The sequence below is a fragment of the Stenotrophomonas sp. RG-453 genome, from assembly GCF_033843685.1.
GTDB lineage: Bacteria > Pseudomonadota > Gammaproteobacteria > Xanthomonadales > Xanthomonadaceae > Stenotrophomonas > Stenotrophomonas bentonitica_A.
In genome coordinates this window covers 40,604-65,561 of record NZ_JAMYED010000010.1, presented here as the reverse complement: position 1 = coordinate 65,561, position 24,958 = coordinate 40,604, and the positions used below count along the sequence as shown (strand labels likewise).

The 24,958-nt window shown below is 65.8% G+C and carries 24 protein-coding genes; 10 read left to right on the top strand and 14 right to left on the bottom strand.

The features are described from left to right. Position 1: 1 nt before the first annotated feature. The 5 genes from NJD74_RS17775 to NJD74_RS17755 all read left to right on the top strand — a co-directional run bounded on the left by NJD74_RS17775 (position 2) and on the right by NJD74_RS17755 (position 5,766). Complete coding sequence (locus NJD74_RS17775) at positions 2-1,306, top strand: ABC transporter permease (RefSeq protein ID WP_019183644.1); 1,305 nt, start codon at positions 2-4, stop codon at positions 1,304-1,306. 16 nt (positions 1,307-1,322) lie between these two features. Continuing rightward, positions 1,323-2,543, top strand: a complete 1,221-nt coding sequence (locus NJD74_RS17770; RefSeq protein WP_070471891.1) for an FtsX-like permease family protein — start codon at positions 1,323-1,325, stop codon at positions 2,541-2,543. A 31-nt stretch (positions 2,544-2,574) separates the two neighbouring features. Continuing rightward, positions 2,575-2,982 (top strand): PDZ domain-containing protein, encoded by a 408-nt coding sequence (locus tag NJD74_RS17765; protein WP_254427877.1) that lies wholly within the window; start codon positions 2,575-2,577, stop codon positions 2,980-2,982. Between the two features lie 79 nt (positions 2,983-3,061). Next, complete coding sequence (locus tag NJD74_RS17760) at positions 3,062-4,402, top strand: sigma-54 dependent transcriptional regulator (protein WP_019183641.1); 1,341 nt, start codon at positions 3,062-3,064, stop codon at positions 4,400-4,402. Continuing rightward, complete coding sequence (locus NJD74_RS17755) at positions 4,399-5,766, top strand: HAMP domain-containing sensor histidine kinase (protein WP_070471890.1); 1,368 nt, start codon at positions 4,399-4,401, stop codon at positions 5,764-5,766. The genes NJD74_RS17760 and NJD74_RS17755 overlap by 4 nt, the downstream gene beginning before the upstream one ends. A 64-nt stretch (positions 5,767-5,830) precedes the next feature. Here the strand turns inward: NJD74_RS17755 and glmU are convergent, their stop codons facing one another. Further along, on the bottom strand, positions 5,831-7,195 hold the full coding sequence (glmU, locus tag NJD74_RS17750) for a bifunctional UDP-N-acetylglucosamine diphosphorylase/glucosamine-1-phosphate N-acetyltransferase GlmU (RefSeq protein ID WP_319624701.1): 1,365 nt from the start codon (positions 7,193-7,195) through the stop codon (positions 5,831-5,833). A gap of 85 nt (positions 7,196-7,280) precedes the next feature. On the opposite strand from glmU, the gene NJD74_RS17745 reads away from it, so the two are divergent. Further along, complete coding sequence (locus tag NJD74_RS17745) at positions 7,281-7,664, top strand: GtrA family protein (protein WP_019183638.1); 384 nt, start codon at positions 7,281-7,283, stop codon at positions 7,662-7,664. Between the two features lie 84 nt (positions 7,665-7,748). On the opposite strand, the gene NJD74_RS17740 is transcribed toward NJD74_RS17745, so the two are convergent. From NJD74_RS17740 to NJD74_RS17700, 9 genes are all read right to left on the bottom strand, one after another. Continuing rightward, positions 7,749-8,171 (bottom strand): F0F1 ATP synthase subunit epsilon, encoded by a 423-nt coding sequence (locus NJD74_RS17740; RefSeq protein WP_019183637.1) that lies wholly within the window; start codon positions 8,169-8,171, stop codon positions 7,749-7,751. Positions 8,172-8,286: 115 nt separating this feature from the next. Next, the gene (gene atpD, locus NJD74_RS17735) at positions 8,287-9,693 is read right to left on the bottom strand and encodes a F0F1 ATP synthase subunit beta (RefSeq protein WP_070471889.1); all 1,407 of its coding nucleotides are present in this window, start codon (positions 9,691-9,693) and stop codon (positions 8,287-8,289) included. A gap of 37 nt (positions 9,694-9,730) precedes the next feature. Further along, positions 9,731-10,594: a F0F1 ATP synthase subunit gamma gene (gene atpG / locus NJD74_RS17730; protein WP_019183635.1), complete on the bottom strand. Its 864-nt coding sequence runs from the start codon at positions 10,592-10,594 to the stop codon at positions 9,731-9,733. A gap of 108 nt (positions 10,595-10,702) precedes the next feature. After that, positions 10,703-12,250, bottom strand: a complete 1,548-nt coding sequence (gene atpA, locus NJD74_RS17725; protein WP_019183634.1) for a F0F1 ATP synthase subunit alpha — start codon at positions 12,248-12,250, stop codon at positions 10,703-10,705. A 44-nt stretch (positions 12,251-12,294) separates the two neighbouring features. Continuing rightward, entirely contained in the window at positions 12,295-12,822 is a 528-nt protein-coding gene (locus NJD74_RS17720; protein WP_019183633.1) for a F0F1 ATP synthase subunit delta, read from the bottom strand. 3 nt (positions 12,823-12,825) lie between these two features. Then, positions 12,826-13,296, bottom strand: coding sequence for a F0F1 ATP synthase subunit B (locus NJD74_RS17715; protein WP_019183632.1), 471 nt, complete (start codon positions 13,294-13,296; stop codon positions 12,826-12,828). A 111-nt stretch (positions 13,297-13,407) separates the two neighbouring features. Continuing rightward, a complete protein-coding gene (gene atpE, locus NJD74_RS17710; RefSeq protein WP_017354883.1) occupies positions 13,408-13,710 on the bottom strand; it encodes a F0F1 ATP synthase subunit C in 303 nt (100 codons plus the stop codon). A gap of 66 nt (positions 13,711-13,776) precedes the next feature. Next, positions 13,777-14,571: a F0F1 ATP synthase subunit A gene (gene atpB, locus NJD74_RS17705; RefSeq protein ID WP_319624700.1), complete on the bottom strand. Its 795-nt coding sequence runs from the start codon at positions 14,569-14,571 to the stop codon at positions 13,777-13,779. Positions 14,572-14,604: 33 nt separating this feature from the next. Then, positions 14,605-14,973: a hypothetical protein gene (locus tag NJD74_RS17700; RefSeq protein ID WP_026069845.1), complete on the bottom strand. Its 369-nt coding sequence runs from the start codon at positions 14,971-14,973 to the stop codon at positions 14,605-14,607. Positions 14,974-15,515: 542 nt separating this feature from the next. On the opposite strand from NJD74_RS17700, the gene NJD74_RS17695 reads away from it, so the two are divergent. Further along, a complete protein-coding gene (locus NJD74_RS17695; RefSeq protein ID WP_019183629.1) occupies positions 15,516-16,334 on the top strand; it encodes a hypothetical protein in 819 nt (272 codons plus the stop codon). Between the two features lie 336 nt (positions 16,335-16,670). Here NJD74_RS17695 and lpdA read toward each other — a convergent pair whose 3' ends face one another. From lpdA to NJD74_RS17675, 4 genes are all read right to left on the bottom strand, one after another. Next, a complete protein-coding gene (gene lpdA / locus NJD74_RS17690) occupies positions 16,671-18,482 on the bottom strand; it encodes a dihydrolipoyl dehydrogenase (protein ID WP_319624699.1) in 1,812 nt (603 codons plus the stop codon). A 17-nt stretch (positions 18,483-18,499) separates the two neighbouring features. Next, positions 18,500-18,697, bottom strand: coding sequence for a hypothetical protein (locus NJD74_RS17685; RefSeq protein WP_102789368.1), 198 nt, complete (start codon positions 18,695-18,697; stop codon positions 18,500-18,502). 81 nt (positions 18,698-18,778) lie between these two features. Next, complete coding sequence (aceF, locus tag NJD74_RS17680) at positions 18,779-20,182, bottom strand: dihydrolipoyllysine-residue acetyltransferase (RefSeq protein ID WP_019183625.1); 1,404 nt, start codon at positions 20,180-20,182, stop codon at positions 18,779-18,781. A gap of 200 nt (positions 20,183-20,382) precedes the next feature. Continuing rightward, complete coding sequence (locus NJD74_RS17675) at positions 20,383-20,904, bottom strand: DNA-deoxyinosine glycosylase (protein ID WP_319624698.1); 522 nt, start codon at positions 20,902-20,904, stop codon at positions 20,383-20,385. Between the two features lie 192 nt (positions 20,905-21,096). Here NJD74_RS17675 and NJD74_RS17670 point away from each other — a divergent pair, with 192 nt between their 5' ends. From NJD74_RS17670 to glpK, 3 genes are all read left to right on the top strand, one after another. Further along, positions 21,097-21,729, top strand: coding sequence for an OmpW family outer membrane protein (locus NJD74_RS17670; RefSeq protein WP_019183623.1), 633 nt, complete (start codon positions 21,097-21,099; stop codon positions 21,727-21,729). A 149-nt stretch (positions 21,730-21,878) separates the two neighbouring features. Next, positions 21,879-23,372, top strand: a complete 1,494-nt coding sequence (gene glpD / locus NJD74_RS17665) for a glycerol-3-phosphate dehydrogenase (protein WP_319624697.1) — start codon at positions 21,879-21,881, stop codon at positions 23,370-23,372. Between the two features lie 47 nt (positions 23,373-23,419). Then, positions 23,420-24,919 (top strand): glycerol kinase GlpK, encoded by a 1,500-nt coding sequence (gene glpK / locus NJD74_RS17660; protein WP_070471885.1) that lies wholly within the window; start codon positions 23,420-23,422, stop codon positions 24,917-24,919. The last annotated feature ends 39 nt before the right edge of the window (positions 24,920-24,958 follow it).

Genomic DNA, 24,958 nt, shown 5'->3' with positions numbered 1-24,958 from the left:
CATGATCGCTTACTACTTCCGACTGGCCCTGCGCAGCTTCCGGCGCAACAAGGTGCTGACCGCGCTGATGGTGATCGCCATCGCGCTGGGCATCGGCGCCTCGATGACCACGCTGACCGTATTCCATGTGCTGTCCGGTGATCCGATCCCGCAGAAGAGCGACCGGCTGTTCAGCGTGCTGGTCGATCCACAGTCAGCGCTGGGCTATCAGCCTGGCGAAGAACCGGCCGACCAGTTGACCCGCTTCGATGCTGAGAAACTGCTGCGCGAGAAGCATGCCAAGCGGCAGGCGATGATGACCGGTGGCGGTGTGACCCTCGAGCCCGAGGGCAGCACGCTGCGTCCGTTCAACACCGATGCGCGGTATACCTCGAGCGATTTCTTCCCGATGTTCGACACGCCGTTCCTCTATGGCCAGGGCTGGAAGGAAACCGACGACGACGGGCGCGGTCGGGTCGCGGTGATTTCCAGCACGCTCAACCAGAAGCTGTTCCAGGGCGCCAACAGCGTCGGCAAGTCGGTCCGCCTCAACGGCAACACGATGACCGTCGTGGGCGTGCTGGGTGACTGGCATCCCAACCCGCACTTCTATGACCTGTATACCGGCCGCTACGGCGACAGCGAAGACGTCTACCTGCCCTTCTCCACGGCGATCGAGCTGAAGTTCGACCGCAACGGCAGCATCGACTGCTTCGGGCGCCGCAACGAGACCGACCCGACCGGTCCCAACGCCAGCTGCACCTGGATCCAGTACTGGGTGGAGCTGGAAAACCCCGGCCAGGCCGCGGAGTACCGTCGCTATCTTGAGAACTACTCCGACCAGCAGCGCGCCGCCGGTCGTTTCGAACGCCCCAACAACGTACGGCTGCGCAACGTCATGGAATGGCTGGATTTCAAAAAGGTCGTCCCCGGCGACGTGCGTCTGCAGTTGTGGTTGGCAATGGGCTTCCTGCTGGTCTGCCTGATCAATACGGTCGGTCTGCTGCTGGCCAAGTTCCTGCGTCGCAGCGGTGAGATCGGCGTGCGCCGGGCGCTGGGTGCCAGCCGCGGCCAGATCTTCCTGCAGTCGCTGATCGAGGCCGGCACCGTCGGTCTGGCCGGCGGCCTGCTGGGCCTGCTGCTGGCACTGCTCGGGCTGTACGCGGTGCGCCAGCAACCGGTGGACTACGCCAAGCTCGCCACCCTGGATGGGCAGATGCTGCTGATGACCTTCGCGTTGACCCTGGTCGCCAGCCTGCTGGCCGGTTTCCTGCCGGCGCTGCGCGCCATGCAGGTCGCGCCCGCCATCCAACTCAAATCGCAGTAAGGATCCGGAGCACACCATGGATATCCGTCCCATCCTCTCCACGCTCCGCCGGCATAAAACCGCCGCATCGCTGATCGTGCTCGAGATCGCCCTGACCTGCGCCATCGTCTGCAATGCGCTGTTCCTGATCGGGCAGCGCATCGAGAAGATCAACCAGCCCAGCGGCATCGCCGAGACCGAACTGATCGAAGTCCGCCTGGGCGGCATCGGTCCACAGGTCAACGCCGTGGCGCGCACCCGCGAGGACCTTGCCGCGCTGCAGGCGTTGCCGGGCGTCAAGAGTGCGGTCACCCTGAACCAGATCCCGTTCCGCAACAGTTCCTGGAATACGAGCGTGGGCCTGGTTCCCGACCAGGAGCGCCCGACGCTCAGCGCTTCGCAGTATTTCGGCCGCGAAGGCGCACTGGATACGTTGGGCGTGGAGCTGATCGCCGGTCGTGATTTCCAGCCCGATGAGTACCGGGACCTGGAAGTCGTCAAGAATGACGAAGCAGCCGCGGACGAGGGCTCGGCCGTCATCGTTACCCAGGCGATTGCGGACAAGATGTTCCCCGGCGGCGATGCACTGGGCAAGACGATCTATAGCGGCTCCATGCCGCTGCGCATCATCGGCATCGTCAAGGTACTCGCCCGCCCGACCGCTCGCGAAGGCGATTCACAGTTCTCGATGGTCCTGCCACTGCGCACTACCTATGACGAGGGCTTCTACCTGATCCGGGTCACCGATCCGAGCCGGCGCGACGAAGTGCTCAAGTCCGCGGTGGCGGCATTGGAGCGGGTGGATTCAAGCCGCTTGGTGCACGGCAAGTACACCTACGAGGAGCAGCGCAGGAAGTACTTCGCCAATGACCGCGCCATGGTCGGCCTGCTGATCACCGTGTGTGTGGCCCTGCTGGTGGTGACCGCACTGGGCATCGTCGGCCTGGCCAGCTTCTGGGTGCAGCAGCGCACCAAGCAGATCGGCATCCGCCGTGCGCTGGGCGCGACCCGCAGCCAGATCCTGCGGTACTTCCAGACCGAGAACTTCCTGCTGGCCACGGTCGGCATCGTGCTGGGCATGTTGATGGCCTACACGATCAACCTGTGGCTGATGAACAACTACGAGCTGCCGCGCATGCCCATCAGTTACCTGCCGATCGGTGCGGTGCTGCTGTGGCTGCTCGGCCAGATCGCTGTCTTCGGCCCGGCCCGTCGCGCCGCGGCCGTTCCCCCTGCCGTTGCCACCCGGAGTGCCTGAAATGCACCAGACCCATCCCCAGAGCAAACACATGACCAAGACCAAGACCAGCATCACGACCCTGTTGTTGTCCCTCCTGCTGGCCAGCGCACCTGCGCTGGCCGCCACCCAGACCGATACCGCACGCCTGGAGTGGCGTGACGCCGGCCACTATCTGGTGGTGGATGCCCAGGATGGCATCGTGCGCGTCACGACCACCGAGCCGAGCAGCTACTTCGGCGTGCGCAGCGGCGATCGGATCCTGCGCGTGGATGGCCAGCCCGTACGGCGCATGGCCGACCTCACCCATGCGCTGGTCGGCAACAAGGCCACCCGGGTTCCGGTCACCGTGCTGCGCAAGGGCAACCAGGTGACCGTCGATGTCGATACCGCCGCCTGGAGCGAGGTGCTGGCGGTACCGACCCCGCCGATTCCGCAGGCGCCCGGCACCGGCGGCTGAGGCCAGCCGCGCCGGGCCATCTGCCCGTTGGCCCGGCGCTCCGGTACTCTTGAACCCACTTCCGGTCCTTCGTTGCCGCATGCCCTCGATCCTGATCATTGACGACAACGCCAGCGTCGGCACCGCACTGAACGTGCTGTTCTCGCTGCACGACATCGACACCCTGCACGCGCTTTCCCCCGAACAGGGGTTGGCCCTGCTGGAGCAGCAGCCGGTGGACCTGGTGATCCAGGACATGAACTTCACCGAAGACACCACGTCGGGCGAGGAAGGCGAGGCGCTGTTCCAGCAGATCCGCGCACGCCATCCGGACCTGCCGGTGATCCTGCTGACCGCCTGGACCCACCTGAGCAGCGCGGTGGATCTGGTCAAGGCCGGCGCGGCGGACTACCTGGCCAAGCCCTGGGACGACCGCAAGCTGCTGGTCACGGTCAACAACCTGCTGGAACTGTCCGAGACCCGCCGCGAACTCGACCGCCGCCGCGACCGCGAACAGCGCGATCGCTCGGCGCTGGAGGCCCGGTACGATCTGCGCGGTGCGGTGGTGGCCGACCCGGCCAGCGAGCGCGTGGTCAGCCTGGCCTGCCAGGTGGCGCGCTCGGCACTGCCGGTGCTGATCACCGGCCCGAACGGCGCGGGCAAGGAGAAGATCGCCGAGATCATCCAGGCCAATTCGCTGGTCGCCAAGGGCCCGTTCGTCGCGCTCAACTGCGGCGCGATTCCGGCCGAGCTGATCGAGGCCGAGCTGTTCGGTGCCGAGGCCGGCGCCTACACCGGCGCCAACAAGGCACGCGAAGGCAAATTTGAAGCCGCCGACGGCGGCACCCTGTTCCTGGACGAGATCGGCAACCTTTCCTCCAGCGGGCAGATGAAACTGCTGCGCGTGCTCGAGACCGGGCGATTCGAGCGGCTGGGCTCCAACCGCGAGCGCCAGGTCAAAGTCCGCGTGATCAGTGCGACCAATGCCGACCTGCCGGCGATGATCCGCGACGGCCAGTTCCGCGAAGATCTGTTCTACCGCCTCAATACCGTCGAGCTGGCCCTGCCGCCACTGGCCGAACGCCCCGGTGACATCCTGCCCCTGGCCGAACGTTTCCTGGGCAGCGGCAAGCCGCTGTCCACCGCCGCCGCCACCGCCCTGCAGCGGCATCCCTGGCCGGGCAACGTGCGCGAACTGCGCAACGTGCTGCAGCGCGCCGAACTGCTGGCCAGCGGCCCCCGCATCGAGGCCGGTGACCTCAACCTGCCGCGTGCGGCTGCCCCGCGCGCGGCGAGCCCGACGGTGGACCCGGACCGCAGCCGGATCGAAACCGCGCTGGCCCACAACCACGGCATCATCGCCCAGACCGCTGCCGAACTCGGGCTCAGCCGCCAGGCGCTGTACCGGCGCATGGACCGCTACGGCATTCCACGCGAATGAAGCGGCGCTCGTTCACCTTCCGGCTGTTCCTGCGCCTGCTGCCGGTGCTGGCATTGGCGGCCGCCTTCCCGTGGTATCTGGCGTACTGGCTGGACCATGGCTGGGCGGTCACCACGATCTCGACCGTGGTGCTGATGGGCCTGATGTGGTGGAGCCTGAGCCGCGCGACCGCACCGATCCGCTCGCTGCTGCGCGCGCTGTCCGGCACGACCAGCAGCTACCGCGATGGCGAATACAACTTCGGCATCTACTGGCCCTCCAACGACGAACTCGGCGACCTGGTCCAGGCCCACCGCGAACTCGGCGATGTGCTGCGCGCACAGCGCCAGGACCTGGTCCAGCGCGAACTGCTGCTGGACACCATGGTGCAGAACACGCCGGTGTCCATGCTCCTGCTCACCCACGGGGGCGACGGCGTGCAGCGCGTGGTGTTCTCCAACCTGGCCGCGCGCAAGCTGCTGCACAGCGGCTGGAAGCTGGAAGGCCAGCGCATGCATGATGTCATGGCGACGATGCCGATCGAGCTGCGCGACGCCATCGCCCGTGGCGGCGACAGCCTGTTCGCGGTCCGCGGCGAGGGCCAGGACAGCGACGATGAGCGCGACGAAGACGATGAGCAGATCTACCATCTGTCACGGCGCAACTTCCACCTCAACGGCCGCCCGCACGACCTGCTGCTGATCCGCCTGCTGACCGCCGAACTGCGCCGCCAGGAAGTGCAGACCTGGAAGAAGGTGATCCGCGTGATCAGCCACGAGTTGAACAATTCGCTGGCCCCGATCGCCTCGCTCGCCCACTCCGGTGGCGAGCTGGTCCGGCGCGGCAAGACCGAGCGGCTGGAAGAAGTGTTCGGCACGATCGAAGAGCGCGCGCGGCACCTGGAAGGGTTCATCCGCGGCTACGCACGCTTCGCCAAACTGCCGCAGCCGCAGCTGCAGACCGTGCAGTGGAACCTGTTCCTGGGCGGGCTGCAGCACCAGATCCCGTTCCGCATGGCCGAGGTGCCCGACGACCTGCACAGCCGCGTGGACATCGCCCAGCTGGGGCAGGCGCTGCTGAACCTGCTCAAGAATGCGCATGAAGCCTGCAGTGAAGCCGAACCACCCAACGACGATGTCGAGGTCCGCCTGACCCGGCTGCCGCAGTGGTTGCGGCTGGAAGTCCTGGATCGCGGCAAGGGCATGAACGAGGCGGTGCTGCAGAATGCGTTGATGCCGTTCTATTCGACCAAGCGCAACGGCACCGGGCTGGGGCTGGCGCTTACCCGCGAGATCGTCGAGGCACATGGCGGCCGCATTTCGCTGCAGAACCGCCGCGAGGGCGGCCTGTGCGTCGCGGTGTTCCTGCCGGCCGACGCCCGGTAGTGCCGGCCGCTGGCCGGCACCGTCGTGGACCCGGGATCGCCTGCTTGCCGGCCAGCGGCCGGCGTTACTTCTTCGTGGGGCGCTTCCAGCCGTCGATGGTTTCCTGGCGTGCGCGCGCGACGGTCAGCTTGTCGGCCGGGGCGCCGCGGGTGATCACCGAGCCGGCGGCGACAGTCGCGCCTTCACCGATCACCACCGGCGCGACCAGCGAGCTGTTGGAGCCGATGAAGGCCCGGTCGCCAATGGTGGTCTGCGACTTGTTCACGCCGTCGTAGTTGCAGGTGATGGTGCCCGCGCCGATGTTGACCTTGCTGCCGATCACCGCATCGCCCAGATAGGTGAGGTGGTTGGCCTTGCTGCCGGCGCCGAGCACGACCTTCTTGGTTTCCACGAAATTGCCGACGTGCGAGCCCTCGGCCAGCACGGTACCCGGGCGCAGGCGCGCGAACGGACCGATCTCCGCCGCGCCTTCGCTGATCACGCCATCCAGGTCGCAGTGCGGCCTGACCACGGTGCCCGCGGCCAGGGTGACGTCCTTGAGCCGGGTGAACGCGCCGATGCTGACGCCGTCGCCCAGCACCACGCGCCCTTCCAGGATCACGTTGACGTCGATCTGCACGTCACTGCCGACGGTGACCGGGCCACGGATATCCAGCCGCGCCGGATCCAGCACGCGCGCGCCCTGCGCGCACAGTGCACGCACTTCGCGCAGCTGCCAGGCGCGTTCGAGCTGGGCCAGCTGCCACGGGTCGTTGGCGCCTTCGGCGTCCTGCGGGTCCTGCACGAAGGCCATCTCGGCCGGGGTGTAGTCACTCGCTGCCGCGGCAAAGATGTCGGTCAGGTAGTACTCGCCCTGCGCGTTGGCATTGGACAGCTGGGACAACCAACGGCGCAGCGCGGTCGATTCGGCGGTGATGATGCCGGTATTGATGGTGCGGATGCTGCGCTGTTCGTCGCTGGCATCCTTCTGTTCGACGATCGCACCGACCTTGCCCTCGGCGTTGCGCACGATCCGGCCGTAGCCGGTCGGGTCGGCGACCTCGGCCACCAGCACGGCCAGGCGGCCCGGCTGCGACAGCAGGTGGCGCAGCGTCTCGCCGCGGATCAACGGCACGTCGCCGTACAACACCAGAACGGTTGCCGCATCCGGTACTTCGGGCATGGCCTGCAGCACGGCATGCCCGGTGCCCAGCTGCCGGCTCTGCTCTGCCCAGTGCAGGTCCGGCTGGTCCGCGAAGGCCTGCCGCACCGCCTCACCGCCATGGCCATAAACCACGTGGATCGCCTCGGGCTGCAGCTGGCGCGCGGTGTCGATGACGTGGGCGAGCATCGGGCGGCCGGCAATGGGCTGCAGCACTTTCGGCAGGGCCGACTTCATGCGCTTGCCGGCGCCGGCGGCCAGGATGATCACGTGCAGGGGCTGGGTCATGGGCAGATCACGTTCCGGGAATCGTAGAAGGGAATTCTAGTGCGCCGCTCGTTAACATGTGGGATTGCCCGCACCCGGATCGCACGTGAGTCTCCTCCGCCAAGGCAGCAGCTATCTCGTCATCGGCCTGATCCAGCTCGCGCTGGACTGGGCCGTGTTCGTGGCTGCCACCGCGCTGGGCATGCCTGCGGCACCCGGCAATCTGCTGGGGCGCGTGAGCGGCATGCTGCTCGGCTTCTGGCTCAATGGCCGTTACACCTTTGCCCGCGATGGCGAACACCGGCTGGGCTGGCCACGGTTCGTGCGCTTCCTGCTGCTGTGGGGCGTGCTGACCGCGATCAGTACGCTGCTGGTGACGCTGGCGGCCGAGCATCTCGGGCTTCGCTACGCGTGGCTGGCCAAACCCCTGGTCGAAGGTGGCCTCGCAGCAGTGTCGTTCCTGCTGATGCGGACGCTGATCTTCCGCTGAGCCGGCATCCCCGGAGGCAGGCAAAAAAAAACGCCGGCAAGCCGGCGTTTTCCCTTCGCGGATGGCGCCGTCGCGCCACTCCGCTCAGTGCTTGAGGTTCTTGCGCAGGCGCTCCAGCGCCTGCAGCTGGGCGGACACTTCCGCCAGGCGCTGCTGCGCTTCGGCCACTTCCATTGCTTCACCACGGTTGGCCAGGATGCGCTCGGCTTCTTCCTTGGCCTTGCGGACCGAGGCTTCGTCGATGTCCTGGGCACGGATCGCGGTGTCGGCCAGCACGGTCACGACCTGCGGCTGCACTTCGAGAATGCCGCCGGAGATGGCGAAGTCGATCTGCTCGCCGCTCGGCGTGGTCACCACCACCTTGCCCGGCTTCAGGCGGGTGATCAGCGGGGCGTGCTTGGGCGCGATGCCCAGCTCACCCAGCTCACCGGTGGCCACGACCAGGGTCGCCTCACCACGGAAGATTTCCTGCTCGGCGCTGACGATGTCGCAACGGATGGTGCTCATGAAACTCTTCTCGCTTTAGGGCGGGCTCGCGCCCACCGCAGGATGTCCTCAGCGGTGGGCATGCGCCCACCCCGTGTGACGGGTCGGGACGGGCATGGCGCCCGTCCCCGCCGCATCAGGCCTTTTCAGCCATCTTCTTGGCCTTCTCGACCGCTTCTTCGATGCTGCCGACCATGTAGAACGCCTGTTCCGGCAGGTGGTCGTATTCGCCATCGACGATGGCCTTGAAGCCACGGATGGTGTCCTTCAGCGACACGTACTTGCCCGGCGAGCCGGTGAACACTTCGGCCACGTGGAACGGCTGGCTGAAGAAGCGCTCGATCTTGCGGGCGCGGGTCACGGCCTGCTTGTCTTCTTCGGACAGTTCGTCCATGCCCAGGATCGCGATGATGTCCTTCAGTTCCTTGTACTTCTGCAAGGTCTGCTGGACGCGCTGGGCGGTGTCGTAATGCTCGTTGCCGATGACCAGCGGGTCCATCTGGCGGCTGGTGGAATCCAGCGGATCCACGGCCGGGTAGATACCCAGCGAGGCGATCGAACGCGACAGGGTCACGGTCGAATCCAGATGGGCGAACGTGGTGGCCGGCGACGGATCGGTCAAGTCATCGGCGGGCACGTACACGGCCTGGATCGAGGTGATCGAGCCATTCTTGGTCGAGGTGATGCGCTCCTGCAGGACGCCCATTTCCTCGGCCAGGGTCGGCTGGTAGCCCACGGCCGACGGCATACGGCCCAACAGTGCCGACACTTCGGTACCGGCCAGGGTGTAGCGGTAGATGTTGTCGACGAACAGCAGCACGTCCTTGCCCTTGCCGTTCTCGTCCTTCTCATCGCGGAAGTACTCGGCCATGGTCAGGCCGGTCAGGGCGACGCGCAGACGGTTGCCCGGCGGCTCGTTCATCTGGCCGTACACCATCGCGACCTTGTCCAGGACGTTGGAGTCCTTCATCTCGTGGTAGAAGTCGTTGCCCTCACGGGTACGCTCACCCACGCCGGCGAACACGGACAGACCGCTGTGCGCCTTGGCGATGTTGTTGATCAGTTCCATCATGTTGACGGTCTTGCCGACGCCGGCGCCGCCGAACAGGCCGACCTTGCCGCCCTTGGCGAACGGGCACATCAGGTCGATGACCTTGATGCCGGTTTCCAGCAGCTCGGTGGCCGGGGACTGGTCTTCGTACGACGGAGCCGAACGATGGATTTCCCAGGTGTCGCTGGCGGTGACCGGACCGGCTTCGTCGATCGGGCGACCCAGCACGTCCATGATGCGGCCCAGCGTGCCCGCGCCGACCGGCACCGAAATGGCGCGTTCGGTGTTGGTGGCGACCAGGTTGCGCTTCAGGCCGTCGGTGGAGCCCAGCGCGATGCAGCGGACCACGCCGTCACCCAGCTGCTGCTGCACTTCCAGCGTGATTTCGGTGTTGTCCACCTTCAGCGCGTGGTACACCTTCGGCACCGACTCGCGGGGGAATTCGACGTCGACGACGGCGCCGATGATCTGAACGATCTTGCCCTGACTCATTGCTGCAATCCTCTAATGTGTGCTTTGACTGTGCGCGTCAGACTGCTGCCGCGCCGCCGACGATTTCGGAGATTTCCTGGGTGATCGCTGCTTGGCGCGCCTTGTTGTAGACGAGCTGCAGGGTGCCGATCAGCTTGTTCGCGTTGTCACTGGCCGACTTCATCGCGACCATGCGGGCTGCATGCTCGGACGCGACGTTTTCCAGCACGGCCTGGTACACCAGCGACTCGACGTAACGCGTCATCACGTGCTCGAGCACGGTCGCGGCGTCGGGTTCGTACAGGTAGTCCCAGTCGTGATGCGCGACCTGCTTCTCAGCCGCCGGCAACGGCAGCAGCTGATCGAAGCTGGCCTTCTGCGTCATCGTGTTGATGAAGCGGTTGTAGACCAGGTACACGCGGTCGACCTTGCCTTCGGTGAACGCATCGAGCATCACCTTGATCACGCCGATCAGCTGTTCCAGGTGCGGCACATCGCCCATGTGGGTGACGGTGCCGACCATGTTGACCTTGACGCGACGGAAGAAGGTCGAGGCCTTCTGGCCGACGGTGACCACGTCGATCTCGGCGCCCTTGTCCTGCCACTGGCGCACTTCGCCCAGCATCTTGCGGAACAGGTTGTTGTTCAGGCCGCCCGCCAGACCGCGGTCGGAAGAGACCACGATGTAACCGACGCGCTTGACTTCGTCACGCTGGACCAGGAACGGATGCTGGTAGTCGGTGCTGGCCTGGGCCAGGTGACCGATCACCTGCTTCATCGCCTGCGCATACGGACGCGACGTCTTCATCCGCTCCTGCGCCTTGCGGATCTTGGAGGCCGAGACCATTTCGAGCGCACGCGTCACCTTGCGGGTGTTCTGCACGCTCTTGATCTTGGTTTTGATTTCGCGTCCGCTTGCCATCTCTTCTTCCCGTGGCGCGGGGCACAGGCCCCGCGTTTGACGTAGAGCGGAGCGTTGCTCCGCTGCTTTCAGCCCAGCGGAGCAACGCTCCGCTCTACAGGACCGGTATTACCAGCTGCCGGTGGTCTTGAACTCGGTGATGCCCTTCTTGAAGGCAGCTTCGATGTCATTGTCCCAGCCGCCGGTCGCGTTGATCTTGCTGATCAGCTCGCCCTGGGTGTTGGCGAAGTGCGCATGCAGACCTTCTTCCAGCGCCAGCAGCTTGTTGACCGGCACGTCGTCGAGGTAACCCTCGTTGACGGCGTAGATCGACAGCGCCTGGTTGGCGATGGACATCGGGGCGTACTGCTTCTGCTTCATCAGCTCGGTGACGCGCTGACCGCGCTCGAGCTGCTTGCGGGTGGCTTCGTCCAGGTCCGAGGCGAACTGCGCGAAGGCAGCCAGTTCACGGTACTGGGCCAGCGAGATACGGATGCCGCCGGACAGCTTCTTGATGATCTTGGTCTGGGCCGCACCACCGACGCGCGACACCGAGATACCGGCGTTCACGGCCGGGCGGATGCCCGAGTTGAACAGATCGGTTTCCAGGAAGATCTGGCCGTCGGTGATCGAGATCACGTTGGTCGGCACGAAGGCCGAGACGTCACCGGCCTGGGTTTCGATGATCGGCAGCGCGGTGAGCGAGCCGGTCTTGCCCTTGACGGCGCCGTCGGTGAACTTCTCCACATACTCTTCGGACACGCGGGCAGCGCGCTCGAGCAGGCGGGAGTGCAGGTAGAACACGTCACCCGGGTAGGCTTCACGGCCCGGCGGGCGCTTCAGCAGCAGCGAGATCTGGCGGTAGGCGACAGCCTGCTTGGACAGATCGTCGTACACGATCAGCGCGTCTTCGCCGCGGTCCATGAAGTACTCACCCATGGTGCAGCCCGAGTAGGCGCTGATGTACTGCATCGCGGCCGATTCGGACGCGGTCGCAGCGACCACCACGGTGTGCGCCAGGGCGCCGTTCTCTTCCAGCTTGCGCACGATGTTGGCCACGGTCGAGGCCTTCTGGCCGATCGCGACGTACACGCACTTGATGCCGGTTTCTTTCTGGTTGATCACCGCATCGATGGCCAGGGCGGTCTTGCCGGTCTGGCGGTCACCGATGACCAGCTCGCGCTGGCCGCGACCGATCGGGATCATCGAGTCGACGGACTTGTAACCGGTCTGCACCGGCTGGTCGACCGACTTGCGCCAGATCACGCCCGGCGCAACGCGCTCCACCGGCGCAGTGGCCTTGGCCGCGATCGGGCCCTTGCCATCGATCGGCTCACCGAGCGCGTTCACGACGCGGCCCAGCATTTCCGGACCGACCGGCACTTCCAGGATGCGGCCGGTGGTCTTGGCGACGTCGCCTTCGCGCAGGTGCTCATAGCCACCCAAGACCACGGCGCCGACCGAGTCGCGCTCCAGGTTCAGGGCCAGGGCGAAGGTGTTGTTCGGCAGTTCGATCATTTCGCCCTGCATCACGTCGGCCAGACCGAAGATGCGCACGATGCCGTCGGACACGCTGGTCACGGTGCCTTCGTTGCGCGATTCCGCGGCCAGCTTGACCTTCTCGATGCGGTTCTTGATCAGTTCGCTGATTTCGGAGGGGTTGAGCGTGGTTGCCATCGTCAAGTCCTAGTGCCGGCAATCACGCCGGACGTTAAATGAATTCAGTTAGCGAGCGCGGTCTGCAGGCGCGACAGCTTGCCCTTGAGCGAGCCATCGATGACCACATCGCCGGCGTCGATCACGGCACCGCCGATCAGCGACGCATCGACCGCGGTCGTCACGTCCACCTCGCGGCCGAAGCGCTTGCGCAGCGCGGCCTTGATGGCGTCCAGTTCGGCGCCGGACAGTTCGGTGGCCGAGGTCACCGTGGCCTTGACCACGTGTTCGGCTTCAGCGCGCAGCTGGTCGTACATGCCGGCGATTTCCGGCAGCAGCGGCAGACGGTGCGCATCGGCCAGGATGGCCAGGAAGCGACCGAAGGTCTCGCTGGACGATTCCGGCACCAGCATCGCGACGGCATCGTCGCGGTCCAGTTCCGGGTTCGACAGCAAGGCCGCCACGCGCGGGTCGGCAGCTACGTGGGCGGAGAACGCAAGCGCGTCCGACCACGGCGCGAACGTGCCTTCGTCGCGCGCGGTCGCGAACGCGGCGCGGGCATACGGGCGTGCAAGCGTGAGGGCCTGGCTCATCGATCAGATCTCCGAGGCCAGCTCGTCGAGCAGCGCCTTGTGGGCGTTGGCGTCGATTTCGCGCTTGAGCAGCTTTTCGGCACCGCTCACGGCCAGGGCGGACACCTGCTTGCGCAGATCTTCACGGGCACGGTTGGCGGCAGCTTCGATCTCGGCGTGGGCCAGGTCTTTCTGGCGGTTGGCTTCGACGATGGCTTCATTCTTGGCGGCATCAACGATCTGGTTGGCGCGTGCGTGGGCCTGATCGATGATCTCGTTGGCCTTGGTGCGCGCATCCTTCAGTGCATCGTTGACCTTTTCCTGCGCCTGGGCCAGATCCTTCTGGCTGCGGTCGGCAGCGGCGAGGCCTTCAGCGATCTTCTGCTGACGCTCTTCGATGGCGTTCATCAACGGCGGCCAGATCTTGGTCGCGATGATCCAGATCAGACCGGCAAACGCCAGTCCCTGGGCAACGAGGGTAAAACCGATATCCATGGGGTTCGCTCAATCGGGGGTGACGGGGTGGATGGGCCGCCTTGGCGGCGCATCCGATCCTTCATCCGCGATCAGGCGCACACGGCGCCTGATCGTTTCGCTGTTGCTGGATTAACCAGCAACCTGCGGCAGGCGTGCAACGAACTCGCCGATCATCGGGTTGGCGAAGGCCAGCAGCAGGCCGACGGCGACCGAGATGATGAACGCGGCGTCGATCAGGCCGGCGGTGATGAACATGCGGACCTGCAGAACCGGAATCAGTTCCGGCTGACGGGCAGCCGATTCCAGGAACTTACCGGCCATGATGGCCAGACCGAGACCGGCACCCAGCGCGGCCAGGCCGATCATGATGCCGACGGCGAGGACGGTGGAGCTCTGGACTTGGGCGAGGTTGGTCAGGACGGCGAAGTACATGGTTTTCTCCTGGAACTTTGAATAGCTAAGGGTTTAGAAACAAACGGATGAAGGGTGAAGCGAAACTCAGTGAGCGTCTTCCGACAGGCTCAGGTACACGATGGACAACATCATGAAGATGAACGCCTGCAGCGGAATCACCAGCAGGTGGAACAGCATCCAGCCCAGGCCGAATGCACCGCCTGCGATGGCACCGGCGATACCCGCACCGCCCAGCACCCAGATCAGCAGGAAGACGATTTCGCCGCCGAACATGTTGCCGAACAGTCGCATCGCCAGCGAAATCGGCTTGCTCAGCCACTCGACGATGTTGAGGATCAGGTTGAACGGCATCATCCACTTGCCGAACGGCGCGGTCAGGAATTCCCTGGTGAAACCACCCAGGCCCTTGGAACGCAGCGCGAAGAACAGCATCAGGAAGAACACGCTGATCGACATGCCCAGGGTGGCATTGACGTCAGCGGTGGGGACCGGCTTCCAGTACGGCACGCCGAGGGCTTCCAGCGGCATGGCGATGAAGTCGGCCGGGATCATCTTGATGAGATTCATCATGAGGATCCAGAAGAACAGGGTGATCGCGATCGGGGTCACCAGCTTGCTGGTGCCGTGGTAGGTGTCCTTGGCCTGGCGGTCAACGAATTCCAGGCAGATCTCGACGAATGCCTGCCACTTGCCCGGGACGCCGGCGGTGGCCTTGCGGGTTGCCATCCAGAAGCCGAACACCATCAACAGGCCCATCAGGACCGAAGTCACAATGGTGTCGACGTGAATCGCCCAGAAACCACCTTCCTGCATATGGAACGTCAGGTTGTGCAGGTGATGTTGGATGTAGGAGGTGGGTGTCAGCGCCTCGCCTGCCATGTGTCCGGAACCTTGAGTTAAATGAAAATTGGATCAGCGCCTGGCCAGAGCCAGGACCTGGAACATCAATCCGACGGCGATACCGGCCAGCAGCGCCAATGCAGGCAGCTTGAAGACCAGGAAACCCACCATCAGGACGCCGAATACGAGCACCCACTTTGCCACGACCGCCAGAATCAGGCGGGTCATCGCCGAGCCTGCGGCCTGCACCCCACCCCCCAGCGCCATCCGCGCAGCCACCCAGCCGGCCGCCGAAACCGCCACGCCGGAGAGCAACGCCCCCAGGGCTGCCTTCGGGCCTCCCCACAGCAGCAGGGCCAGAGCCAGGACAGCCACTGCAACGAGCGGGTAAACCGCTGCGCGCAGCATCAGTCGCCGACCCGCGTCAACGGAGTTCAGCACGTGAATGTCCTGCATGGTTGTGAGTAGGAAAGGCCGAGGTCGCAAGCTAGCGCCTCGTCGAGCCGCCAAATTATAGCAATGGGACAATTTGAGAGACAACCGCTGCCTGTTCATCCCGGATGTAAGCCCGCCGTTGGCGGCTCTTGCGAACCTGTTCCACCACCGGGCCAATCCCACTGCGCAAAGGGACACGCGATGCGGCGGTGCAGCATATTGAACTTTGGTCGCACGGTCCGGTCATAACGACCAGCCTGCCGTTGAATCCTCGTCGGCGTCCCGCGCGCAGGCCAGTACAGGGTGGCCCCGAAGCCCTCTCCGGGGCCACCCTCTTTTTGCGGCCTGCGGCGCTGGCGGCCGGGTCGAACAACGCCGGCGGGTAGCGCGTGTAACGGGGTCTGGCCCGGGAACCGGCCAGCAAACCGCCCTTCGGTAAGCCAAAGTGCATGAACGGTACACACAGCCTCCACCATACCTTCACGAATGGTGGACGTCGCAGTGGGCAATGTGACGCCACATCACTAGAACCACCGCAAGGACCCCCGATGCGCCCGATGCTCTCCCTGCTTGCCGTGCCAGTCGCACTGGCCGCGCTTTCCTACGCCGCTCCGTCCCACGCTGCCGAAGGCGATGACCGCTTCGCCCTGCGCCTGGGTGCGATGCAGATCGATTCGGACAACACGATCCGCGGCAACACCAACATCGCTGGCCAGGATGTGGGCTTCTCCGAAGATTTCGGCCTCGGTGGCAAGGAATGGGAGCCGCGCGTGGACGGCATGTTCCGCATCAGCAACCGCCAGCGCCTGCTGTTCAACTACTTCAAGTACGACAAGGATCGCCGCGAGACCCTCGACCAGGGTGTGAGCTTCGGCGATACCAACGTGCCGGCCGGCAGCTTCATCAAGGGTGAGCTGAAGTATCAGGTCGCCAGCCTGGTCTACGACTACTCGGTCGTGGACACCGACAAGTTCGACCTCGGCCTGCAGCTGGGTGCCGAGTACGCCAAGGTGAGCACCAAGGCTTACGCGGATGTCGGTGATCTGTACCAGGGCGAGTTCCTGGACGAGAAGGCCGACGGTGTCGCCCCGGTGGTTGGTGCACGCCTGAGCTTCACCCCGTCCGAGAAGTGGATGATCACCTTCCAGGGCCAGTACCTGAACACCAAGTGGGGCAACTTCGACGATTACGACGGCGACCTGAGCCGTGCCAATGCGATCGTCGATTACCGCTTCACCAAGAACTTCGGCGTGTTCGCCGGCTACGACTGGTTCAAGCTCGACGTCGATCAGACCGGCAGCGATGGCACGATCGGTCTGAAGCAGGAGTTCAAGGGTCCGGTGGCAGGCGTCAGCTTCGTCTTCTAAGCCCCTCGCAACACCTCTCTCCAAGCGCGGCCTCCGGGATATCGGGGCCGCGTTTTTTTTGGGTTGCGGGGTGGGGCAACAGCATGGTGATCGGGTGGCGGGCACGGATACCCTGTCGGGCGAATGTCCCCCGGCGACGGCCTGTGGCCGTCACCTCCTCCTTGATTTCGCCCCACAGGGTATCCGTACCGCCCCGACAAGTTCCGGTGGTGGCCTGCAGGAGAGCGCCAGGCGCCCGAGCGAAGCTGGATCGACAACACCAGCAACAAAAAACCCCGGCATTCGCCGGGGTTTTTCGTTGAACGGGAGCCACCACCAACAGCGGTGATCGACCAGTTACTTCTTCTTCGGCATGTACAGATCGGTGATCGTGCCGTCGTAGATCTCCGCGGCCATTGCCACCGATTCGCTCAGCGTCGGATGGGCGTGGATGGTGTGGCCGATGTCCTCGGCCTCCGCGCCCATCTCGATCGCCAGGCCGATCTCGGCCAGCAGGTCACCGGCGTGCACGCCGACGATCGCGCCACCGATGATGCGGTGGGTCTCTTCGTCGAAGATCAGCTTGGTGAAGCCCTCGGTACGGCCGATGCCGATCGCGCGGCCGCTGGCGGCCCACGGGAACTTGGCTACGCCGACCTTCAGTCCCTTGGCCTTGGCTTCGGTTTCGGTCACGCCGACCCACGCGATTTCCGGGTTGGTGTAGGCCACCGACGGAATCACGCGCGCCACCCATTCCTTCTTCTCGCCGGCGGCCACTTCCGCGGCCAGCTTGCCCTCGTGCGTGGCCTTGTGGGCCAGCATCGGGTTGCCGACGATGTCGCCGATCGCAAAGATGTGCGGCACGTTGGTGCGCATCTGGCGGTCCGCCGGGATGAAGCCACGGTCGGTGACCTGCACGCCGGCCTTCTCAGCATCGATCTTCTTGCCGTTCGGCGAGCGGCCCACGGCGACCAGCACGCGGTCGAAGGTGGTTGCCTCCAGACCCGGCTTTTCGCCTTCCACGGCGGCTTCGAAGGACACGGTGATGCCGGCCTTGTCGGCCTTGACGTCGGTCGCCTTGGTCTTCAGGTGCACCACGATGCCCTGCTTCTTCAGGCGATCGGCCAGCGGCTTGACCAGGTCCTTGTCGGCGCCCGGCATCAGCTGGTCCATGAACTCGACCACGGTCACTTCACTGCCCAGCGCGCCGTACACGGTCGCCATTTCCAGGCCGATGATGCCGCCACCGACCACCAGCAGCTTGCCCGGCACGTCCGCCAGTTCCAGCGCATCGGTGGAGTCCATGACGCGCTTGTCGTCCCACGGGAAGTTCGGCAGCTTCACCGCCTGCGAACCGGCGGCGATGATGCACTGCTCGAAGCGCAGCAGCTGGGTCTTGCCGTCGTCGCCGACGATCTCCAGCTCGTTGGCCGAGACGAACTTCGCCAGGCCCTGCACGGTGCGCACCTTGCGCTGCTTGGCCATGCCGGCCAGGCCCTTGGTCAGCTGGGTGACCACCTTTTCCTTGTAGCTGCGCAGCTTGTCCAGGGTGATGGTCGGCTTGCCGAACTCGACGCCGAAATCACCGGCATGGGCAACTTCATCGATCACTGCGGCGGCATGCAGCAGCGCCTTGGACGGGATGCAGCCCACGTTGAGGCAGACGCCACCGAGGCTGGCATAACGTTCCACCAGTACGGTGTCCACGCCCAGATCGGCCGAGCGGAAGGCAGCGGTGTAACCGCCCGGGCCGGCGCCCAGCACCACCATCTTGCACTCGATGTCGGCCGGCTTGCCCGAGGACAGCGCCGGCTGCGGCGCGGCCGGTTCGGCCGGGGCGCGGTGCGAGGGGGTCACCGGCGGCTTGCTGGCCGGTGCGTCGGCCTTGGGTGCCTCGGCCTTGGCCGGCGCGGCCGCTGCAGCCGCCTCACCCTCAGCCTCCAGCAGCAGCACCACATCGCCTTCGGAGAGGTTGTCGCCGAGCTTGACCTTGATTTCCTTGACCACGCCAGCAGCCGACGAGGGCACTTCCAGCGTTGCCTTGTCCGATTCCAGCGTGACCAGACCCTGGTCCTTCTTCACCGTGTCACCCACGGCGACCAGCAGTTCGATCACCGGCACACCGCTGTAATCGCCGATGTCGGGAACCTTGATTTCAATTGCGGCCATTCGTGTTCTCCTGGTGCTCAGCCGGCCTTGCCGCCGAGCAGTTGCTGCAGTTCTTCGAGCGACTCGTCCAGATCTTTCCAGCGACGGTCGAGCTTCTTTTCCCTGGTGTCGCTGGCCTGGATCGGCAGCGCCACCTGTTTCATCATCCGCCGGCCCGCACCACACGCCAGGCCGGTGCCGCTGTAACGCTGGCCCTCCACGGTGGAGGACCGCACGTTATCGTCCAGCACCGGCGCCCTGCGCTCGCTGCACCATCGGCAGCGCCATCAGCAGCCCGGCCAGGACCAGGCCCTGCTTCACAGCAGGACGCGCCGCATGTCGGCCAGCACCTGCGAGAGGTAGGTGGTGAAGCGGGCGGCCAGCGCGCCATCGATGACGCGGTGGTCATAGCTCAGCGACAGCGGCAGCATCAGCTTCGGCGCGAACTCCTTGCCGTTCCAGACCGGCTGGATCGACGACTTGGACACGCCCAGGATGGCCACTTCCGGCGCATTGACGATCGGGGTGAACGCAGTGCCACCAATGCCGCCCAGCGAGCTGATCGAGAAGCAGCCACCGCTCATGTCCGCCGGGCCGAGCTTGCCATCACGCGCCTTCTTGGCCAGTTCGCCGGATTCCTGCGCGATCTGCACCACGCCCTTCTTGTCGACATCGCGGATCACCGGCACGACCAGGCCGCTCGGCGTATCGGCCGCGAAGCCGATGTTGAAGTACTTCTTCAGGGTCAGGTTCTCGCCGCTGGCATCCAGCGAAGCGTTGAACTCCGGGAACTTCTTCAGTGCCGCGGCGCTGGCCTTGACCAGGAAGGCGAGCATGGTCAGCTTGATGCCGGCCTTCTCGTTTTCCTTGTTCAGGGCCACGCGCAGGGCTTCCAGCTCGGTGATGTCAGCCTGCTCGAACTGGGTGACGTGCGGAATCATCGCCCAGTTGCGGGCCAGGTTCGCGCCCGAAATCTTCTTGATGCGCGACAGCGGCTGGACCTCGACCTCACCGAACTTGCTGAAGTCGACCTTCGGCCAGGCCAGCAGGTTCAGGCCGCCACCGGCCGCCACCGTGCCGCCAGCGGCGGCGCCGCCGCCGGCCAGGGCCGACTTGACGAACTTCTGCACGTCGGACTTGGTGATGCGGCCACCCTTCTCGGTGCCGCTCAGCTGGTTCAGGTCCACGCCCAGCTCGCGGGCGAACACGCGCACGGCCGGCGATGCGTAGGGCACCTTCTGCGGCAGCACGCTGTCGGCGTTGAAGGCGACCGGCGGGCTGGTCGGCGAGCCGCCCGACGGGGCAGCAGCGGCCGGGGCCGGCTGGGTCGGCTTGGCGGCGGACTGTTCGATGTCACGGGCGGCCAGCTTGTCCGGCTCGGCCGGGGCGGCGACGGGCTCGACCTTGGTCGCGGTCTCGGCCGCTTCGGTCTTGGCGGCCGGGGCCGGGGCAGCCGCAGCGGCCGGCGCGGCGGCCTCTTCGCTGACTTCGATCAGGGCCACGAGCTTGCCCTCGGAGAGGTTGTCGCCGACCTTGACCTTGATTTCCTTGACGATACCGGCCACCGAGGACGGCACTTCCATCGTGGCCTTGTCCGATTCCAGCGTCACCAGACCCTGGTCTTTCTTGACGGTATCTCCAACGGCGACCAGTACCTCGATTACCGGGATATCGCTGTAGTCACCGATATCGGGGACAAGTGCTTCCTTGATTTCGGCCATGGGGAAAACTCCGGCAATCTGGTGTAGGGAATCGCCTATTGTGGGGGTATCGCGCGCCAGCGCCAACCGGCTTGGCGAATTTTCCGCCCCCCTGTCCCGGGACAGGCTGTTGCAGGCATCTGCTTTGGCCGCATTCGGCTTGGCACAGTGCAAAGCGGAATTTTCCAGTCGGTACCGTATTGTCCGCCGCTGTCCCCGCCTCAGCGGCGCACGGCATCGAACAGCGGCTGCCACGCCTGCACCAGCAGGGGCAGCGGCCAGGCCGCATTGGCGGGGCTGGTGGAGGGCAGCGACCAGACCGGCAACGCCTGCGCCCGTCCGACAAGCGCGGGCGCGATGAACCGCTGGAACGCGCGGTAGGCGGTGCCGCCATTGCAGGCGATCGCGCACAGCGCGGGCAGCCCCTCGATCAGTGCGCCCAGCGCATTGGGGATTTCACTGCCACGCACGATCGACGCATCCAGGCTGCCGCGCCGTTCGCACTGCCCGATCACATCCCACACGCCCACGCCGGTCGCGTTCAGTGCATGCATGCGATCGGGATAAGCAAGCGTTGCGTCGATCCCGCACAGCACGCCCATCAACGGCCAGAAACGATTGCGCGGATGCGCGTAGTACTGCGCGGCCTGCAGCGACGCCACGCCGGGCATCGAGCCGAGCACCAGCACGCGGCATCCTGCATTCAGCTGCGCAGGAAAGCCGATGCAGCGTGTTGTTTCCATCACACGGTCACCAGATGCATGAATGTCGGAGGTTGCATGATCGCCCGGAAATACAGCGGTTTCGCACTGATCGCTGAATGGAAACAACTAAAATTTAACGCGCGTCGGATGCGATTCATATTGCGGGGACTACGGTTGCCTCGCCCCACAACACCGGGGCCCAGAACAAAAACATCCTGAGGAGATTCCCCCATGCGCTCCATCCGTACTCTGACCCTGGCTACCCTGACTGCTCTTGCTTTTGCGCCGGCTGCTTTCGCGCAGGACAGCACCGTTGATACCGCGTCCGGCAAGCACTTCGCCGTGGTCGGCGGCGTCTCGCTGCTGCAGCCGAAGAATGACCCGCTGGACGGCGTGCGCAAGGTGGACGGTGGCCCGGCCCCGACCCTGAGCTTCAGCTACTACATCAACGACAACTGGGCCGTGGAACTGTGGGGCGCAGCGGACAAGTTCGACCACCGCGTGCGCGGCACCGATGGCGCCCGCCTGGGCACCGTCGAGCAGCAGCCGATCGCGCTGAGCGGCCAGTACCACTTCGGCCAGGCCGACAACGTGTTCCGTCCGTTCGTGGGCGCCGGTTACTACGAGTCCAACTTCAGCAATGAAGACCTCGCCAGCGACATCGGCCACATCGGTGTGAAGACCGCCAAGGGCGCGATCGGCACCGTCGGCGTGGACATGAACATCAACAGCACCTGGTTCGCCCGCGCCGATGCCCGCTACATGCATTCGCGCCCGGAACTGACCGTCAACGGCGAAGGCACCGGCGACAAGGCCAAGCTGGATCCGTGGACCGTGGGCTTCGGCATCGGCGCGCGCTTCTAAGCACGCCTCTTCCGCACCACGCAGTACGCACAACGGGCCCCTTGCGGGCCCGTTGTCGTTGTGGGGCCCGCTACTTTCATCGGGCGTTGCCGACCACTGCCCGACACTGGCCACCACGGCGGACCACGCCGATCCGCCCCGGGGAACCGATGCGCGAGTCCTTCGACATGCTGGTGGTGGGCGGCGGCATCAATGGCGCCGGGATCGCGCGGGATGCGGCCGGGCGCGGGCTCTCGGTATGTCTGTGCGAGCAGGATGACCTGGCCGCCCACACCTCCAGCGCCAGCACCAAGCTGATCCACGGTGGCCTGCGCTACCTGCAGCAGGGTGAAGTCGCGTTGGTGCGCAAGGCGCTCAACGAACGCGAAACGCTGCGCCAGCTCGCCCCGCACCTCATTGCCCCGACTACGTTCGTGCTGCCGCATGCGCGCCATCTGCGCCCGGCCTGGATGCTGCGTGCCGGCCTGTGGCTGTACGACCACCTGGGCCGCCCCAATCCGCATTTCCCGCCCTCGCAGCGCATCGACCTGCAACGCGATCCCCGCGGCGAGACGTTGCAGCCGGGCTACCGGACCGGCTTCACGTATGCGGACGCCCGCGTCAACGATGCCCGGCTGGTGGTGCTCAACGCACTGGATGCACACGAGCGCGGTGCCGATATCCGCACCCGCACCCGCTGCGAACAGTTGATCCGCCACCGCGACCACTGGTGGGCGGTGCTGCGTACGGCCAGCGGCGACGTGCAGCGCATCCGCGCCCGCTGCGTGGTCAACGCCAGCGGCCCCTGGGCCGGCACGGTGCTGCAGCGCGCGGGGCTGGATGCACCGCTCGGGCTGCGGCTCGTGCAGGGCAGCCACCTGGTGGTGCCGCGCCTGTTCGCACATGACAGCGCCTACCTGTTCCAGCAGCCCGACCAGCGCGTGGTGTTCGCGATCCCGTTCGAGCAGGACTTCACCCTGATCGGCACCACCGATACCGATTACGACGGTGATCCGGCGTGGGTCAAACCGCGCGCGGAGGAGCAGGCCTATCTGCTTGATGCGGTGAACCGGTTCCTGCGCGTGCCGGTCGAGGCCGAGGACATCGTCTGGCGCTACAGCGGCGTGCGCCCGCTGCTGGCCGATCATCATCGCGCTGCATCGCAGGTCACCCGCGATTACCGGTTGGAGCTGGATACCGCCGGCGCCCCGCTGCTGAGCGTGCTGGGCGGCAAACTCACCACGTACCGCGCGTTGGCCGAGGAAGCGCTTGGGCGCCTGTCACCCTCGCTGCCGGCGATGGGACCGGCCTGGACGGCCGGCGGGCCACCGCTGCCCGGTGGCGACGGTGGCGACGCGGTACAGGTGGCTGAGACCCTGCAGCGCGATCATCCTCACCTGTCCCCTGCCATGCTCCAGCGCCTGGCCACCAGCTACGGCACGCGCGCAAGCGGCCTGCTTGCCGGCGCCCAGACACGCGACGCATTGGGCCAGGACCATGGCGGCGGCCTGCACGAGCGCGAGCTGGACTACCTGATCACGCACGAATGGGTACGCACCGCCGAGGACGTGCTGTGGCGCCGCAGCCATCTCGGCCTGCGGCTGGACGCTGCACAGCGCGAGGCCCTGGCGGCCACCGTGCAGGCGCGCGTTTCGATGCCGTAGGCTGTATGTCTGTCACGCCTCACGGCATCGATTCCACGGAGCAGACCATGGACAAGCACTACGTGCTCGCCATCGACCAGGGCACGACCAGTTCGCGCGCCATGCTGTTTGATCGTGCCGGGCGCATCGCCGGCAGCGCGCAGCGCGAGTTCACCCAGATCTTCCCCCAGCCGGGCTGGGTCGAGCACGATCCGCGCGAGATCCTGACCAGCGTCTACACCACGATCACCGAACTGTTGAACCGCCACCAGGTGGACCCGCGCACGATCGCCGGGATCGGCATCACCAACCAGCGCGAGACCACCGTGGTCTGGGACAAGGCCACCGGCCAGCCGATCCATAACGCGGTGGTATGGCAGTCGCGGCAGAGCCATGCGATCTGCGAGCAGCTCAAGGCCGACGGCCACGAGCCGCTGATCCGGCGCAGGACCGGGCTGCTGATCGATGCCTATTTTTCCGCGACCAAGATCCGCTGGATCCTCGATCACGTCGAGGGCGCGCAGGCACGTGCCGAACGCGGCGAGCTGCTGTTCGGCACCATCGACAGCTGGCTGATCTGGAACCTCAGTGGCGGCCAGGCGCACGTCACCGACGTGACCAATGCCGCGCGCACGCTGCTGTTCGATATCCATGCGCTGCAGTGGGACGATGAGCTGCTGGCGTTGTTCAACATTCCGCGCGCGATGCTGCCGCAGGTCCGCAGCTCCAGCGAGGTGTATGCCACCACCCAGGCGCAGTTCTTTTTCGACCAGCACCTGCCCATCGCCGGCATCGCAGGGGATCAGCAGGCCGCGCTGTTCGGCCAGGCCTGCTTCGAGCCGGGCATGGCCAAGAACACCTACGGCACCGGCTGTTTCATGCTGATGAACACCGGCGACAAGGCGGTGGTATCCGAGAACGGGCTGCTCACCACCATCGCCTGGGGCATCGATGGCCGCGTGGAATACGCACTGGAAGGCTCGATCTTCGTCGCCGGCTCGGTGGTGCAGTGGCTGCGCGACGGGCTGCGCATGTTCGGCAAATCCAGCGATTGCCAAGCGTACGCCGAGCGCGCCGCCGACAACGGTGGCGTGTACCTGGTGCCGGCGTTCGTGGGACTGGGCGCACCGTACTGGCGCAGCGATGTGCGTGGCGCGATGTTCGGCCTGACCCGCGGCACCACCAAGGAACACTTCATCCGCGCGGCGGTGGAATCCATGGCGTACCAGACCCGCGATGTGCTGGCGGCGATGCAGGCCGATGCGGGCATCGAGCTGAAGGAACTGCGCGCCGATGGCGGTGCGATCGCCAATGACTTCATGGCGCAGTTCCAGAGCGACATCCTGGGCGTGCCGGTGCTGCGCCCGCAGGTGGCCGAGACCACCGCGCTGGGCGCCGCGTATCTGGCCGGGCTGGCCACCGGCTTCTGGAGCAGCCGGGCGGAGATCGCCGAACAGTGGGCGGTGGACCGCCGCTTCACCCCGCAGATGCCGACGGATCAGCGCGAGGCGCTGTACCGCGGCTGGCAGCAGGCGGTGGAAGCGACGATGGGCTTCCGCGTGGGGTGACGCCCGCGTCGGCGATCATTGCCGCGCGGGGCGCGGCCA

Bases quoted from the DNA above. Each gene is read 5' to 3' on its own strand.
- NJD74_RS17760 (WP_019183641.1), top strand. From the start codon at position 3,062: ATGCCCTCGATCCTGATCATTGACGACAACGCCAGCGTCGGCACCGCA.
- NJD74_RS17755 (WP_070471890.1), top strand. From the start codon at position 4,399: ATGAAGCGGCGCTCGTTCACCTTCCGGCTGTTCCTGCGCCTGCTGCCG.
- atpB (WP_319624700.1), bottom strand. From the start codon at position 14,571: ATGGCAGGCGAGGCGCTGACACCCACCTCCTACATCCAACATCACCTG.
- glpK (WP_070471885.1), top strand. From the start codon at position 23,420: ATGGACAAGCACTACGTGCTCGCCATCGACCAGGGCACGACCAGTTCG.
- atpG (WP_019183635.1), bottom strand. From the start codon at position 10,594: ATGGCAAGCGGACGCGAAATCAAAACCAAGATCAAGAGCGTGCAGAAC.
- atpD (WP_070471889.1), bottom strand. From the start codon at position 9,693: ATGAGTCAGGGCAAGATCGTTCAGATCATCGGCGCCGTCGTCGACGTC.
- aceF (WP_019183625.1), bottom strand. From the start codon at position 20,182: ATGGCCGAAATCAAGGAAGCACTTGTCCCCGATATCGGTGACTACAGC.
- NJD74_RS17720 (WP_019183633.1), bottom strand. From the start codon at position 12,822: ATGAGCCAGGCCCTCACGCTTGCACGCCCGTATGCCCGCGCCGCGTTC.
- glpD (WP_319624697.1), top strand. From the start codon at position 21,879: ATGCGCGAGTCCTTCGACATGCTGGTGGTGGGCGGCGGCATCAATGGC.
- NJD74_RS17670 (WP_019183623.1), top strand. From the start codon at position 21,097: ATGCGCTCCATCCGTACTCTGACCCTGGCTACCCTGACTGCTCTTGCT.
- NJD74_RS17740 (WP_019183637.1), bottom strand. From the start codon at position 8,171: ATGAGCACCATCCGTTGCGACATCGTCAGCGCCGAGCAGGAAATCTTC.
- NJD74_RS17765 (WP_254427877.1), top strand. From the start codon at position 2,575: ATGACCAAGACCAAGACCAGCATCACGACCCTGTTGTTGTCCCTCCTG.
- NJD74_RS17770 (WP_070471891.1), top strand. From the start codon at position 1,323: ATGGATATCCGTCCCATCCTCTCCACGCTCCGCCGGCATAAAACCGCC.
- atpE (WP_017354883.1), bottom strand. From the start codon at position 13,710: ATGTACTTCGCCGTCCTGACCAACCTCGCCCAAGTCCAGAGCTCCACC.
- lpdA (WP_319624699.1), bottom strand. From the start codon at position 18,482: ATGGCCGCAATTGAAATCAAGGTTCCCGACATCGGCGATTACAGCGGT.
- NJD74_RS17675 (WP_319624698.1), bottom strand. From the start codon at position 20,904: ATGGAAACAACACGCTGCATCGGCTTTCCTGCGCAGCTGAATGCAGGA.
- atpA (WP_019183634.1), bottom strand. From the start codon at position 12,250: ATGGCAACCACGCTCAACCCCTCCGAAATCAGCGAACTGATCAAGAAC.
- glmU (WP_319624701.1), bottom strand. From the start codon at position 7,195: ATGACCCAGCCCCTGCACGTGATCATCCTGGCCGCCGGCGCCGGCAAG.
- NJD74_RS17775 (WP_019183644.1), top strand. From the start codon at position 2: ATGATCGCTTACTACTTCCGACTGGCCCTGCGCAGCTTCCGGCGCAAC.
- NJD74_RS17715 (WP_019183632.1), bottom strand. From the start codon at position 13,296: ATGGATATCGGTTTTACCCTCGTTGCCCAGGGACTGGCGTTTGCCGGT.
- NJD74_RS17695 (WP_019183629.1), top strand. From the start codon at position 15,516: ATGCGCCCGATGCTCTCCCTGCTTGCCGTGCCAGTCGCACTGGCCGCG.